Source organism: Comamonadaceae bacterium M7527, from assembly GCA_021044545.1.
In the GTDB taxonomy this organism is placed as follows: Bacteria; Pseudomonadota; Gammaproteobacteria; order Burkholderiales; family Burkholderiaceae_C; genus RS62.
Genome location: CP087990.1, coordinates 2,021,745 through 2,035,683, shown reverse-complemented (window position 1 = coordinate 2,035,683; position 13,939 = coordinate 2,021,745). Strand labels below are relative to the sequence as shown.

Sequence of the window (13,939 nt, the reverse complement as noted above, 5' to 3'; positions counted from 1 at the left end):
GATGAGTCATTCCTTGAATAGTGTGTGCCGCTGGCGTTAAGACGCCTTGATCATGCGCTTGAGTACGTTTGCAACGCGGCCTGAGTCTTCGGCCACCAACATGCGGATAAGGGCCACTTTGTCGTCGTAGGTATTGGCCGTATCGAGCATGTCGGCAGAGATGCTGGACTTCTTGGGGCGCAGCTTGGCCTTGATGTCCTCCAAGCTCTCGCCTTCACCAATCTGAATCATGTTCATCTCTTCTTCGCTGAGCTCGCCCGGTGGCGTTGTGCCCGCTGCCTCGGCCAATGCTCGTGCCGCTGCCTCTTCTGGTGTGATGCCAATCAAGCTCTTGATGACTGGACGCACCACGATGATGAGGAAGACCAGCAACAGAATCGTCATCAAGCCAGACTTAAAGCTGTTGATCACCATATCGTCCTGGTACCAGGGCACCATGGGCTCTAGCGGGGCCACTGGCTCAAACCTGGCGGGCATGATGGTTACGTTGTCGCCACGTGCTTCGTTGTAGCCCACCACGCCGCGTACCAGGTTCAACATGCGCTCCAGTTCCTGGTCGGTGTAGGCCACAGACGTTGGTGCTGCGGGGTCTACTTCTGTACCCTCGGGCACCACCACTGGGCGCTCGTTAATCACCACCGCCACTGTCATGCGACTCACGCCGCCTTGCGCGTTTTTAACGTGCTGCACAGACTTGTCCAGCTCGTAGTTGCGCGTGGTGCGGCTGGATTTGAGGTTGCTCACGCCGCCGCCTTCGCCAGGTGTGATGCCTGTGTTTTGCGTCACAGAAGCGTTGGCAGGTGGTGTGTTGGTGGTTGCACCCGGCACACCCGCCGCATCCATGTTGGCGTTGCGGTCTTCAGCCATGACCTCAGACCGTGTGCGCGGGCCATTGCCACCGCGGTCGTAGTCTTCGGTGGTGCTTTCGACTTGCGTGAAGTCTAGTGTGAGGTTGACTTGTGAGCGTACGTTGGCCTCACCCACAACTGGCGACAAGATCTCAACCACGCGTGTGCGCAGCAACTCTTCCTGTGTACGCTTGTGCTCAGCTTGTGCCGATGTCAGGCCCAGCGGTGCGGTGTCTGGCGACTTGGTCATCAGGTTGCCAAAGTTATCCACCACAGTCACATCTTCAGGCATGAGGTAAGGGATGCTGCTGGAGACCAAATGCACGATGGCTTGTACTTGCTGCTCACTCACGCTGCGGCCTGAGTAGCGGGTAATCACCACGGACGCCTTGGGCGGTGTGCGGTCACGTACAAAAACGCTTTGCTTGGGCGTGGCCAAGTGCACACGGGCGTGCTGCACGCCAGATATTTGGCCAATGCTGCGCGCCAGCTCTTGCTCAATGGCGGCGTTGTAACGCGCTTGCTCCATGAACTGACTGGTGGTCATGGCGTTTTGCTCACTCAGAGCGCTCAAACCCGAAATAGGCTCTTTAGGAATACCCTGACCGGCCAGGAAAATGCGTGCTTCATGAAAGCGGGACTGCGGCACGCGCAGCTGACCTGTCATGTCGTCAATGTGTGGGCCAAAGCCGCCTTGCTGCAAACTCTCGTAGGCCGTTTGCAAGTCAGCGCCTTGCAAGCCTGGCAACAAGGTGCGGCTTTGTGGTGCCTGCATCCAGCTGTAGGCCAAGGCCAGAATCACAACCGTCATCAACGCCACGATGGCAGGCATTGATTTTTTAACAGTGGGCTGCTGCAACACCTGGCGCATTTGCGCCATAGGGCCACCTGCCACCACCATGCCTGTGCCGCCGGCGTCACCGCCCTGACCCGCAGTCATCGCGCCTGCATTGTTGCCTGCCGTGGCTGGCACATTATTGGGTCCACTGGCTGCGTCTGCACCCTGGAAGGTGGTGGGGTTCATTACCGCTGTACTCATGATGTCTTGTCCTTACCTGTTTTGTCGCTTGTTGCTGTTGGTTGTGGCTTAAACAGGCATGTTTAAGATTTCTTCGTAGGCCTTCAACACTTTGTTGCGCACCTGCAAGGTGGCCTCAAATGCCAAAGATGATTTCTGCATACCCAAGACCACATCGGTCAAAGGCACGTCTTCACCGCGCTCAAAGGCGGTTTGCAAACTGCGTGATGCTTGCTGGGTGTTGTTCACCTCGCTGACTGCACCGCGCACCGCTTCCATGAAGCTGGGCTTGTTGCTGGACTCTATGTGGTTAAGACCCAGGTTGGGCTGCTGCGATACGCCTTGCTGGGCTTGCGCTTGTGCATTTTTAAGAGTGGCCAACATAGAGGCAATGTTGGCTGAGGATGTAGCTTTTTCAATCATGGCTTTTGTCCTCGTTCTTACAGGCTGGCGCCGGCAAAGTTCACGCCGCGCTCACGAAACTGCGCCAACTTGTAGCGCAACGTGCGTGGGCTAATGCCCAACAACTTGGCAGCGGCCATACGGCTGTCTGTGCTTTGCAAGGCGGCAGCAATAACTTGGTGCTCGCTTTGCTTCATGGCGTCTTGCAAGTCAATGGGCATGCTGGTTTGCACCGGTATTGCTTTTGTTACTTGTGTGGCTACTGGTGTAGTGGGTAGCTGTGCGGTGTCAGCTTCAACAGACTGTGCGGCTGTGTGTGACATGGCTGCGCCAAACACGCTGTTTACCGTTGTGTCGTTTTGGTAGTCGTCAAACAACAAGTGCGCGGCTGTAATAAGGCCGTTGCCACACAACACCACGGCGCGTTGCACCACGTTTTCTAGTTCACGTACGTTGCCAGGCCATGGGTAAGACAGCAACTGGCTTTGCGCTTGTTCGTCCAGGTTGTAAGCCATGCCGGCTTGGCCGTGTGTAACCAACATTTGCGCAACCAAGGGCAAGATGTCGCCTGGGCGCTGCGCCAATGGCAACAGGCTTAAGCGGAATGTGGAGATGCGAAAGTACAAGTCTTCACGAAACTCGCGTGCCTGCATGGCTTCGCGCAGGTCTTTGTTGGTCGCAGCCACCACGCGCACGTCTAGTGCAATGGCGTTTTGACCTCCCAAACGTGTGAGTGTGCGCTCCTGCAACACGCGCAGCAACTTGCTTTGCAAGGCCATGGGCATTTCGCCAATTTCATCCAAGAAAATGGTGCCGCCTTGCGCTTGCTCAAACAAGCCTTTGTGCTCCTTCAGTGCGCCCGTAAACGCGCCTTTGTCGTGACCAAACAGCAAGTCTTCAATCAGGTGCTCTGGCAAGGCCGCGCAGTTTAGCGCTACAAACGGTGCCTTGGCGCGGTTGGATGACTCGTGCAACACACGCGCCAACACTTCCTTGCCTGAACCTGTTGGACCTACCAACAAGGCTGTTACGTCGGTTTGTGCCACGCGCTGGGCCAAGGCCAACAAGTGCTGGCTGGCTGGATCAACAAATACCGCGCTTTTAGGCGCTTTGACCTGTGTGGCTTTGTCCATCTGCTTGGCTGTGAGCGCTTTGGTAACGTTGCTCCACGCCTGTGCACTGTAGTCGTCTGTGGCAATCACGTGCAAAGCGCCATGTTGCATGGCTTGCACGGTGAGGCTTAAGTTGCGTCGCTCTACGCGGCACACCACGGGCACTTGGTAGCCCAGTGTGGCAATGAGTTGCGTGACCTCTGTGAACAACTCCAAGCTGTCCAGCAAACGCACCACCACCACATGCGCACTTGTTAGCGCTTGGCGCAAGTCGGCCAAAATGTTGATGGTGACAGGTGCCACGCCGCACTCGCCCAATTTGGCGCACTCGTCGTCTTGCAGCGCGCGCATGGGGTCCAGCCAAACGGCAGAGAAATGAGGTTGTTGATTAGCGTTCACAGGTCGGTCTCAATAGGGTTAGAGACCTCTCATTAGCAACCCGTGTGCCAATAGGTTAGCAGTATTGGTTTTTAAGACAATCGCTGCCTATTTGCAAAAATATGAATACCTAATAACTCAACGGCTTTGTCTTGCCGCTTTCTCGACAGCAGCGGCAAGGCTGGGCAATGTATTGCCGCTTGACACCTGTAAGAAGCGATTTTTCCTTCCCAGTGCGTGGCTGGTACTGCTACAGATACCTAGTAAAGCTTGTTATGACGTTTACAAACACCGCTTGAAGCCAGTGCTCAAGCACTGCTGGGCAGTGGCCGTGGCTTTGGCTATGTCTGCTCGCTCCAGTTTGAATGAGGCGTAGTCGCGCACCAGTGAAGCCTCTTCGTTGCCACCCAGTGTGGCCAAGTCGGCCCAAACGTGTGCTGAGTAGGCGTCTACCTCGCCGGTGTCCCCGTTGAGGTAGACATTGGCCGCCATGAGTTGAGCGCCGGCGTGGTTTTTCTTGGCCGCCTTGATGAACCACTCCAGGGCAATGGGTGCAGAGGCCATGGCACCCTGGCCCTCAAAGTGGGCCACACCCATCATGTACTGGGCCTCGGCCAGCTCTTGCTGCGCGCCCTGTCTGAACCAGCGCACCGCCTCGCGCGCATTCCGCTCTACACCGTAGCCATAGTAGTAAAGCGTACCAATGTTGAACTGCGCTTGTGCCAAATTTTTGTTGGCCGCCTTGCGGTACCACGTCATGGCCTCTACATAGCTTTGGCTTACCCCCAAACCATGCTCATACAGGTACCCAATGTTGTTTTCAGCAAATGCGCTGCCATCCTTGGCCTGTACCAGCCATGCGCGCATGGCGGTGGCGTAATGGCCGCGCTGCATGGCAGCAATGCCAATTTCATTGGTGTCTTTGCTGGTGGTTTGCGCTGCAGCACTGGCGGACCATGCACTCAGTAACAGCACACAAACTGCTGCCAGTGAGACGGTTTGCATGTGGCGAAAAATGGTTTTGAACATAGTGACTGGCACAGGGGATTTGTAATAAAGACGAGCGACACCGCACACTGTAACGCCACACTTGGTCGGCGCAAAAACGCACCAGCCAGTACGACTTACACCCACAATGGCTTTATGCGTTTACGGTCTTTTAGTACATCTTTTGGACTAAAACCTTGGCAGTACTGGCCGTCGGCACGCAGCACCTCTATAGCGGGCAACATACGTGTTTTAAACCCCATCAAGCGGCACAAGTAAGGTAACCTGGGGTCGTAGCTGATGCCAAAGTGTTGGCACTGCCAGCAATTAGGCCCTTTGATAGAGGACGTGGTAGACGATTCAGGCATTGTTGCTGCGCTCACCGGAATGGGCAACGTTGGCCGAACCGGCTTGGGCTTCTGGGGGCTTTGCAGGGCTTGTTGGCGCAGCCGAATCAGCGCTTTCATCAAGCTCGGCCACTATTTTGTTGGTACGCTCGCGCAGCTTTTCAAAGCGCTCTTCCTGCGTGTCGCCGTTTGCCTTGATGTCGCGCTTGTGTTCCCACCACTTGTAGGCAAACACAATGACAAAAGCCGCTACAAACAAGTCGCCCAGAATAGCGGAGTAGTTGTACCCCGGAGGCAAGCGCCACTCAGGCTTTAGCCACATGACCGCCAAGATAATGGCGGCCACATACAAAAACTTGCGTATGCGCATGCACACAAGGCAGGGCTTTTTCTTGGACAGGGAAGGTTTGGCAACAGGCATGACAAATTTAGGTACAGCTTGGGTTCAACTTTTCAGGACCTTGGTCGATTCCTCAAAGGGTAACCACAATTACGTGGTGATGCACCCGCTGCGGCACTAACCCCAACGCGTGCTAGCAATACAAAACAACTCACTTTAGGCATAGACATGGCAACACTGGTACTTTGTTACGGCATGATTATGGGCAAATGCGGCACCGTCGGCGAGTACTTGTTTCCAAGCATGCAAGCCTGCCAGGTAGAACGCAAATACATTGTGGCCAACCGAACACAGCATTTTGTGTTCGCAATTTGCCGCGATGGTGCGCCCAAAGAAGAGAACTAAGCCACTGGGACAGACTGCCAAGCGCCAGGCCCTCGCAGGCCTAGCTTCTTGTCTCTTTCTTACTGCCTAGCAGCTTACTGCAACAACTTCAACACGTTTTGCTGATCGGCGTTGGCCTGCGCCAACACCGCCGTAGCAGCCTGCTGCATGATTTGCGTACGCGCCAACTCTGTTGAGGCTGCAGCGTAGTCCGCATCTTCAATTTGGCTGCGTGATGCCTCGGTGTTGACAGACACGTTCATGAGGTTGTCAATCACGTGCTCTAGGCGGTTCATCACCGCACCCATGGTGGCCCTTGTGCCGTTGACTTTGTCCAGCACGTCGTCCAGCTTGTTGAGCACGGCTCCGGCGGCCTCGCGGCTATCGATGCGGTTGACACGCTGTTCTGAGTCCCACAAATCGACATCGCCAGTGATGCCGCTGGTAATCGGACCGCCTTTACCAAAGTCTGCAAAGTCGACATTTATGACCTGGTTGGATGTGGCCCCCACCTGGAATGTCATGCGTCCTACCCTGGGTGGCGACATGTCAACACTTGAGTCCCCGCCAAAACTGCCCTCCGTAAAGCCAAGGTTTTTCCAGTGGGTGGGATTTGAGTAACCATTGGTACCCGCTGCCACCGTAAACTCCTGCTCGCTGGTTAGCTCAACACTGCTGTAAAGCGTTAGCGCTGAATCCGAATCTGCGTTGCCACCCCAAATGCCTGTTACGGCCGAGCTTCCCAGACTATTTGGCGTTGGCGTTGCGATTGCCAACTCCACCGCTCCGGTGCTGCTATCTGCACCCATGATGGTGAAGCCAGAGCCGGGCACTGTCGATGAGACGGTGACAACGCTGTTCAAAACGCTCACGGACATATTGGTCAGTGAACCGTTGTTCATGCCCGTTTCAACCGCCACCTTGATGGCTGCCGCAATATCTGACGATGTCGCTGGCTGCGCAATCGTTGCGGTTGTCAGCGAAACGCCATTGATTTCAAAGCTGACTGTTGCGTCGTCCGTAATGGCATTGCCCACGGTAATGGTGCTGGACTGCGCCACCTCATCGCCTGCACTTAAACCAAAACTAGCGGGGCTTAAACCAGCAATTGAGCTGTCAAACCAAACCGATACGTTGCGGCCATCACTGGATGTCAGGGTCAAGCCGTTTCCGTTGTTACTGGCACTAACGCCATGGCTATCCAGCTTGCGGTTAATTGCAGCCAACACGTTCTCGCGACGCGTATCAGCTGGCTCGTCCTCGGTCAGAGTGACTTCAACCTCGATGCCGTTGATGTACAGCGACTGGATACCTGTTTCCGGGAACACGCTGGGCGAGCCGGTGGTGGTGGTGGTGCCAACGATGCTCGCGGGCTTGATATCCGCTGACACCCCTGTTTTGTCCGCAATGCTGTTGATAGCGGCTGCGATGGCAATGGCGCTGGAGTCGGTTTGACCACTCAACACACCGCTTGGTGAGCGCGTATCGCTGGAAGCTGTGGAGCCTGGCACAGGAATGCCGTTTAGCACCAGGTCGCCCGTATTGAGTTTCACATTGCTGGCGTCTGCATTCGCCTGAACCTCGGCCACATCAATGTAGCCACTCTCAGCTGTTGTGCTGGCCGTTGCCGTGAACTCTATGCCTGGGATAGTAGACGTGAATAGAATTTGTGATTCATTCAGGCCCTTACCCACAGACACCGCTGCCGACATGGCACTGTCACTGGCAATGGCCGCGATGAGTGTATCGATGACCGTTTTAGGGCTGGTGTCTGTAGCAACAAAGGTTTTTGTTCTACCGTTTAGCGTAATGCTGAACTCGTCTCCAACAGCTATAGTGCCGTCCACATCCACGGACGTAATTTGCGCAGTTGGCGGCAAAGCCACAGCACGGTCGCTGTTTGCCACCGTGGTTTTATTGGCTGAATAGTCGCCGGCAACAAATCCTACGTTGGTAATATCTCCTGTTGAGGTCAATACAACGGGGGCTTCTACCTTTGACTCTAAAGCAATAGAGCCTGTTGTTAAGCCTTCACGCAGGCCTGTACGGCTGGCAAACGTCGCGTTTTCGGCGGCCGTATTGAAGAACACCTCAATATTTCGGCCATCTGCGGCCTCCAGTCGTATGCCTTTTTGGTCACTGCCAGTGTCTGTTGCCACCACGCCTGTGCGCGCTGTCATGCGGTTAATGGCTTCTACCACAGTAGCGCGTGATTGGCGTGTGTCATTGAGTGTTGTTGTAATGACAGGCGAGGTATAGCCATTGATTGTCAGCGTGCCTGTTACAGCTTCGCCAGCAGCCATAGCGGTACCTGTCAATACAGCCTCGCTAACCACCGCTTGAACACCTGTCAGCTCTGACACCCGATTAATGGCTGCCGCTTTTGCAAGCGCACCACCAGCGTTGTTAGAGACCGATAAGGTATCGTCCTCAGCCAAAGATGGGCCTACCGTGATGTCATTGATGATGAGATCAGATGCGCTCAACAGCGGTAGGCTAGGGTAGCTGCGTGCAACCGACAGTGTTACCGCAGGTGCGCGCAAATTGATGTCTTCGCTAAAACCATCGGCGCCCAGCATGGTGACAGTGAGGTCATCAGAAATAACCAAACTGTTGTTGCCTGCTGTCACGTTGGCGGTGGTGGTCTCTGATGAAATGGTTGCCGTACCAGCCGCTGGTACACGTGTCACCGTCGCGTGCGCAGAAAACGGTGTGCCTGGCGTCTTGGCAGTAAGGGTAATGGTGCCGTCTCGTGTGACAGCTGCTGTCACTACGTTTTTGAGGTTGGTGTCGGCATTGATACCGGCTACAAAGGCATCAGCCTCGTCGGCCTGCGTTGTACTTGCTGTGGTGTAGCTGTAAGAAAAGTTGCCAACCGTCAAGTTCAATATGTCGCCGGCACGCGTGGTTCCACCCAGGGTAAAGGTGTCAACCTGTGCCACGTCGGTATGCGCAAACGTCACCGTGCCGTTGGCGGCATTGACTGACCCAGACAAGGTCACTGTATCGCCATCGTCTACGTCGTAGGTTGCGGTGACGCTGCCGTAGTTGGTTGTTGTAAATCGTGACGCCGTTGAGCCAGTTGAACCCGTGTCAGCAAAACTGATAAGGTCAACATCGCCATCTGCTGCGGCGTAGTTGATGGTGAGGCTGCCATCTACATTGTTTGTAATAGTCCGTCCAGAAGCAGCGGCAAACGACGGGTCACCAGTCAGTGCTGCAGCAACCTTTGAGGCAACCTGCTCTGCAGTGTCGTCGGCAACAATCGTGGTAACGGCTACGCCGCCTACTGTAATAGTGCCAGTTGCTGCAGCCGGGCCGAAGGCAATTGTTTGCACTTCAGACGTCTCCGGTACCACTGCAAACTCTAATTCACCGGCCTTTTCGAAAGCGCCAGCGTTGGCAAACGCACTGGTCGTGCTTACAACAGACTGGGTAGCCACTGTTGCGGTTGTACCTGTTGTGCCTGTATCAACAAACGATGTATCGGCAATGTCCGCGTCTATGCGGTTGTAAGTCACGTTGACAGTGCCGTCACCGTTGTCTGTAACCAAGCGCCCTGCATTGGCCGTCACGAATGTGCTGGCAGACAAAGCCGCAGCCACGTTGGTGGCGATGGTCTCTTTGGTGTCGCCGGCAGTAACGGCCACTGTAACGCCGCCTACTGTAATGTTGCCGCCGCCAGTTGCTGTGCCCAACGTGATGGTGCCGGCCGAGGTGGTCGCAGCGGCAGCAGCAGCAGTGACTGAACCATCGGTTGCAGCGTAGTTTATTTCAAGCTCACCACTTGCACTTATCACAGCTGTTCGGCCCAACGACACAAACGATGCATTGGCTTCTAGCGCCGCCTTGGCCTTTGTTGCCATTTGCAGAGGCGTATCACCGGCCTGGACCAGTATCGTTGGCGTATCACCGGTAAGACCGTCCACGGTCAAAGATACGGCACCACCCGTTGTGCCGCTAAACGTCAAAGTATCTATTTGGGGTTGAATAGGACTAGACGTGCCATCATATGCAGTAGTTATCACGCTTGCTGCCGCAGCATCCGTCGTCAGCTGGGCAATGGTTACGTTTTTGTCAATACCCGCATCATCACGCGACATCACAATATTGACGACACCATCGCCCTCGTCCACCGCCAAACGGTTGAGCGCAACGAATGTACTGTCGTTGTTTAAAGCTGTTACAGCTTTGGCCGCAACCTCTGCCGCCGTGTCACCCGCTGTTACCAAAAAATTGACGGCAACGCTGTCGTCCATGGTGACTGAAATTGCGCCGTTCGCAGCCGATGCGCCAAACGTTACTGGCCTGACTTGCGTATCTGCATCTGTAAAGCTCATGAGTTGCTGCTCTATGGGCTCGGCAATGGCTTTGTCTGTGCCGGCGGCAACGGGTGCGGTTACAGTCTCAGGGGTGGATTGCACTTTGTACACAGGCTGCTCACCCTGCGCCACGCCGTTGGTGCCGTTTAGCAGTGGGTAACCGTTCCACTCAGTGGTCTCAGAGATACGAACAATTTCTTGCTTGAGCTGCTGGAATTCCAAGTCCAGGTACCCACGCTGCTCACCCGTGTTGGTGTCGTTCATCGCCTGAATAGACAATTCACGCATGCGCTGCAACATGTCGGTAATTTCGCTGGTTGCGCCTTCAGCCGTTTGAATCAGTGAGATGGCATCGCCCGCGTTGCGCACTGCCATGTTTAGGCTTCTGATCTGCTGCGTCATGCGGTCGGCAATGGCCATGCCCGCTGCATCGTCTTTCGCAGAGTTGATACGCTTGCCAGTCGACAGCTGCTGCATGGCAGTGGCCTGCTCACGACCAGATGTCTTCATGGCGGCTTGCGTGTACAGCGACTTAACGTTGGTATTGATCACGGACATGATGTTTACTCCTTGCCCTTCAAGTTGGTTGGGCACATTTTTTAAAAACTGGCACTAAAGAAAGTACCTATACCCCCGATTAGCAGGATGCGTGCCAGCTTTTCAACACACCTATGTGCAGTAGCACGACTGAGTCAGCGGTTAAAAATCTGCTTGAAACGCTTGAAAAAGCTTGGTTTTTTAAATTTCCTGATTGCGAGTGACGGAAAAGCGGCAATAAATTGCCCGATGGAGACACTTTGCCGCTGGGCGGCAATATCAACCCCAATGCCAAGCGGTGCAGACGAAAAAAAACCGGCAAAAGCCGGTTCTTACATAAAGTGCTGAGTAAGCCCTAGTCGGCTTTCACTGCAGAAAAGGTATGCACACCATCTGCCTTCAACTGGGCATGCTGGGCCAGCAAGTCAGTGTCTTCCGGGTAGTAGGCCAAACCCAGTTCAACAGTCTCCAGGGCAGATACAGGGTCTAAGTCGCAGCGGTAAGCGCGTGTAAGCATGAGGTAGGTAAACGCTTGGGTACGCTCACCTTGCAAGGTTTTTAACTCAGTCAAACGCTCAATAGCGCAGGCCCAATCTTGTTGCGCAGCGGCCAGCAAGCCCGTAATGGCCAACATGTCCTCACTGTGTGGGTACAGGCTGATACCCGCCTCGCCCAAAGCAAAGGCCAGGTCTGTGCGGTCTTCAGCCATTAAGGCCTGAATGGTGACGCGAATGTCTGAGGGCGAGTAGCGCTGCAAATCCGACAATGGAAAAGCATTGGCACTGGTGAGGTTGTGACTGCGAAGAGAATTTAAAAGGCTGGTCATGGAGAACTCCTAGGTAGGCAGGGACAAATAGTTTTGTTACGCATTGCTCAAGCAAACACCATGCCCAAAAAGCGCTCTTGTACCCACAAATATAAAAACCCGCCGAGTTGCAACACTTGGCGGGTTTTCTACATTAGCCAGCTCCGCTAAGGTGCTGGCTAATGATCAGCTTACTGCAGCAAGCTCAACACAGACTGTGACGACTGGTTGGCCTGGGCCAGCATAGCTGTAGCAGCCTGCTGAATAATTTGCGCCTTGGCCAAGCTGGCGGTTTCCGCACCGTAATCAGTATCTTGAATACGGCTACGTGATGCGGACGTATTGGTGCTAATGTTGGTCAAGTTGTTGATCGTGTGATCCAATCGATTCTGAATGGCACCGAGATTGGCACGCTCCGCAGAGACGTCCTCGATAGCAGCATCCAAGATACCCACCGCATCACTGGCTAAGCTTGCGGATGTAATAGCTATGCTACGGACAGACTGCCCTGCAGACGACGTGTAATTGTCGTCAAGATACCTAGTAACGCCCGTAGTGCCAGTGCCCGCTTGGATTAACAAGTTTTCAGAGTTATCAGACTGGAAGTTTTGAATACTCACCTCTTTTCCGAGCGTATGTGTCAACGTAAAGGCTTTAGCTGTTGCGTCATACGTAACAGACATCACACTGTCCAAACCTGAACGTGTCAACGCGGAGTTGATAGCTGCCTCCATGCTGGTATCGTCCGCATCAAAACCGTCATATAGCACGTTTGAGATCACAGCGGTGGCAGAACCATCGGTAATTTCAAAAGAATATGTATCAGAAGCTGTAGCTGTTGCGGCAGGTGCAAAAGACATCGTCACTGCAGTGGCCGCTAATGAGGGCGTCGTGGCAGTCGTTGCCGCAGTGAGACCATAAGCAGTATCGTCAAGCAACTTGGTAGTCACACCACCGGTACCAGACTGGTTATCACCCAATGAGGCGGAGATCCGACCAGCACCAGCGGATTCAAAGCCTAAGAGTGCAAAGTCGTAGCCGTTAGCCTCAGAGACTCGCAGGCGCCCCCCTCTACCGTCACAGAAAAGTCGTACGCGTTCGCGTTACCAGCCAACTTGGGCAGTGTGGACAAATTGGCCTGCAAGTCGGCAGCGGCACTTGCCAGCGAAGCGTCGGTGCCATCGTAGCTGAACGTAACCAGATTAGTCGCGGTTAGCGGTACGGAGCCGCCAGTAGTTTGACCGAACTGAACTGTATAGGTGTCGTTACCCATCAGGCTCAAGTACATGTCCGAAGTCGCTGTTGCGTTTGCACTTTGATAGAAGCCTGTGGAGGAGACAAGCTCCGCACCACCCGAGGTTTGAAGCGTCAACAGGTTAGTCGTTGCCACAGTGCCGGCGGTCACTTGTTGCGTAACGCGGGTATCAAACGCAGCACCGTCTTTGCGTGCAATAACCATTTGGCCGTCAGTATTTTTTCCAATTTCGTAGTTGGTGTTTGACGCCGTAGACAGCGCATCGCGCAAGTCCAAGATGATACTGTCGACGCTGTCTCCATTAGCGCCACCTGCCAGCGAGACACTCACTGACTCTGTAACCCCACCGCTCACAAGATCGAAGGCTAGCTTGTCACCTGTGGTAGCACCGGTGGCCAGGCCACCAACCGTCAACGCCAACTCAACAGGTTCCGCAGTGCTCGTAGCACCCGCCGCAACCACTTGAGCACCGTTCGCCACAATGTCAGTGAGACCTGTTGCTCCAGTGAGTGTCATAGGCGTTGAAGTTACAGCAGCACCTCCACTCAAATGCGAAGCGTCGACTGTAAATGAGGCGCCGTCGTAACGCTCAACCTGCAATTTCCCATCAGAAGTTTCAGAAATGAGAAAGCCTGATGTGCTGTAAGCAGGGTCTGCGGTCAGCTGTGTTACCACATCAGACACGCCTGCTGCTGTCAACGTACCTTGCAGCACGGTCGTCACACCGTTAGCGGTGAGTGTCATCTGAGCCACATCAGTAGCCTTCGTCGTACCACCAAACGTGTATACCTCACTAGTAGCCGCCTTATCAACGACAGCGCGTGTTGTAACGTCAATGGCAGTTGCGGTGCCTGAAGCGCCACCGAGGATCAGATCTTGAGACGAAGCGCCTCCAGAGACGGAGTTGTAGGTCGCAGTTGTACCGGCACTCGACAAGGCTGTGGAGGTCATAGCGTTTGGCGCACCCGAAGTCACACCACTGGCGACGCCAGCATGCAACTTGATCAGACCACCGGCAGCGTTACTAATAGAAACCGTGCGGCCGTTGTAGCTGGCAGATATAGCGTCTGAAGCACCTGCTACCACACCAGTACCGCCAACAGGGGTATTACGTATGGCCGAGTTGATAGCGTCTACTACGTCTTCAGCGCTACCATTTGCTACCGTTCCGGTGATATTGTAAGACTCGTGTCCAATACCCGCC

General features: G+C 54.5%; 11 protein-coding genes. 2 read left to right on the top strand and 9 right to left on the bottom strand.

Annotation, left to right across the window (positions count from 1 at the left end; translation table 11 throughout):
* Positions 1 to 36 precede the first annotated feature (36 nt).
* From fliF to LN050_09910, 6 genes are all read right to left on the bottom strand, one after another.
* Positions 37 to 1,887, bottom strand: coding sequence for a flagellar M-ring protein FliF (fliF, locus tag LN050_09935; protein ID UFS56065.1), 1,851 nt, complete (start codon positions 1,885 to 1,887; stop codon positions 37 to 39).
* A gap of 48 nt (positions 1,888 to 1,935) precedes the next feature.
* Positions 1,936 to 2,289 carry a flagellar hook-basal body complex protein FliE gene (fliE, locus tag LN050_09930; protein ID UFS56064.1) on the bottom strand — a complete coding sequence of 118 codons (354 nt, stop codon included), beginning with the start codon at positions 2,287 to 2,289 and terminating at the stop codon, positions 1,936 to 1,938.
* 17 nt (positions 2,290 to 2,306) lie between these two features.
* Entirely contained in the window at positions 2,307 to 3,779 is a 1,473-nt protein-coding gene (locus LN050_09925; GenBank protein UFS56063.1) for a sigma-54 dependent transcriptional regulator, read from the bottom strand.
* Between the two features lie 261 nt (positions 3,780 to 4,040).
* On the bottom strand, positions 4,041 to 4,799 hold the full coding sequence (locus LN050_09920; protein ID UFS56062.1) for a sel1 repeat family protein: 759 nt from the start codon (positions 4,797 to 4,799) through the stop codon (positions 4,041 to 4,043).
* 83 nt (positions 4,800 to 4,882) lie between these two features.
* Positions 4,883 to 5,113 (bottom strand): hypothetical protein, encoded by a 231-nt coding sequence (locus tag LN050_09915; GenBank protein UFS56061.1) that lies wholly within the window; start codon positions 5,111 to 5,113, stop codon positions 4,883 to 4,885.
* Positions 5,106 to 5,513 carry a hypothetical protein gene (locus LN050_09910; protein UFS56060.1) on the bottom strand — a complete coding sequence of 136 codons (408 nt, stop codon included), beginning with the start codon at positions 5,511 to 5,513 and terminating at the stop codon, positions 5,106 to 5,108. The genes LN050_09915 and LN050_09910 overlap by 8 nt, the downstream gene beginning before the upstream one ends.
* A gap of 147 nt (positions 5,514 to 5,660) precedes the next feature.
* On the opposite strand from LN050_09910, the gene LN050_09905 reads away from it, so the two are divergent.
* Complete coding sequence (locus LN050_09905) at positions 5,661 to 5,837, top strand: hypothetical protein (GenBank protein UFS56059.1); 177 nt, start codon at positions 5,661 to 5,663, stop codon at positions 5,835 to 5,837.
* 74 nt (positions 5,838 to 5,911) lie between these two features.
* On the opposite strand, the gene LN050_09900 is transcribed toward LN050_09905, so the two are convergent.
* Complete coding sequence (locus LN050_09900) at positions 5,912 to 10,696, bottom strand: hypothetical protein (protein ID UFS56058.1); 4,785 nt, start codon at positions 10,694 to 10,696, stop codon at positions 5,912 to 5,914.
* A gap of 153 nt (positions 10,697 to 10,849) precedes the next feature.
* Here LN050_09900 and LN050_09895 point away from each other — a divergent pair, with 153 nt between their 5' ends.
* Positions 10,850 to 11,023: a hypothetical protein gene (locus LN050_09895; GenBank protein ID UFS56057.1), complete on the top strand. Its 174-nt coding sequence runs from the start codon at positions 10,850 to 10,852 to the stop codon at positions 11,021 to 11,023.
* 7 nt (positions 11,024 to 11,030) lie between these two features.
* Here LN050_09895 and LN050_09890 read toward each other — a convergent pair whose 3' ends face one another.
* Both LN050_09890 and LN050_09885 read right to left on the bottom strand, forming a co-directional pair.
* Positions 11,031 to 11,501: a hypothetical protein gene (locus LN050_09890; GenBank protein ID UFS56056.1), complete on the bottom strand. Its 471-nt coding sequence runs from the start codon at positions 11,499 to 11,501 to the stop codon at positions 11,031 to 11,033.
* A gap of 170 nt (positions 11,502 to 11,671) precedes the next feature.
* Positions 11,672 to 12,430, bottom strand: a complete 759-nt coding sequence (locus LN050_09885) for a hypothetical protein (protein ID UFS56055.1) — start codon at positions 12,428 to 12,430, stop codon at positions 11,672 to 11,674.
* Positions 12,431 to 13,939: the final 1,509 nt, after the last annotated feature.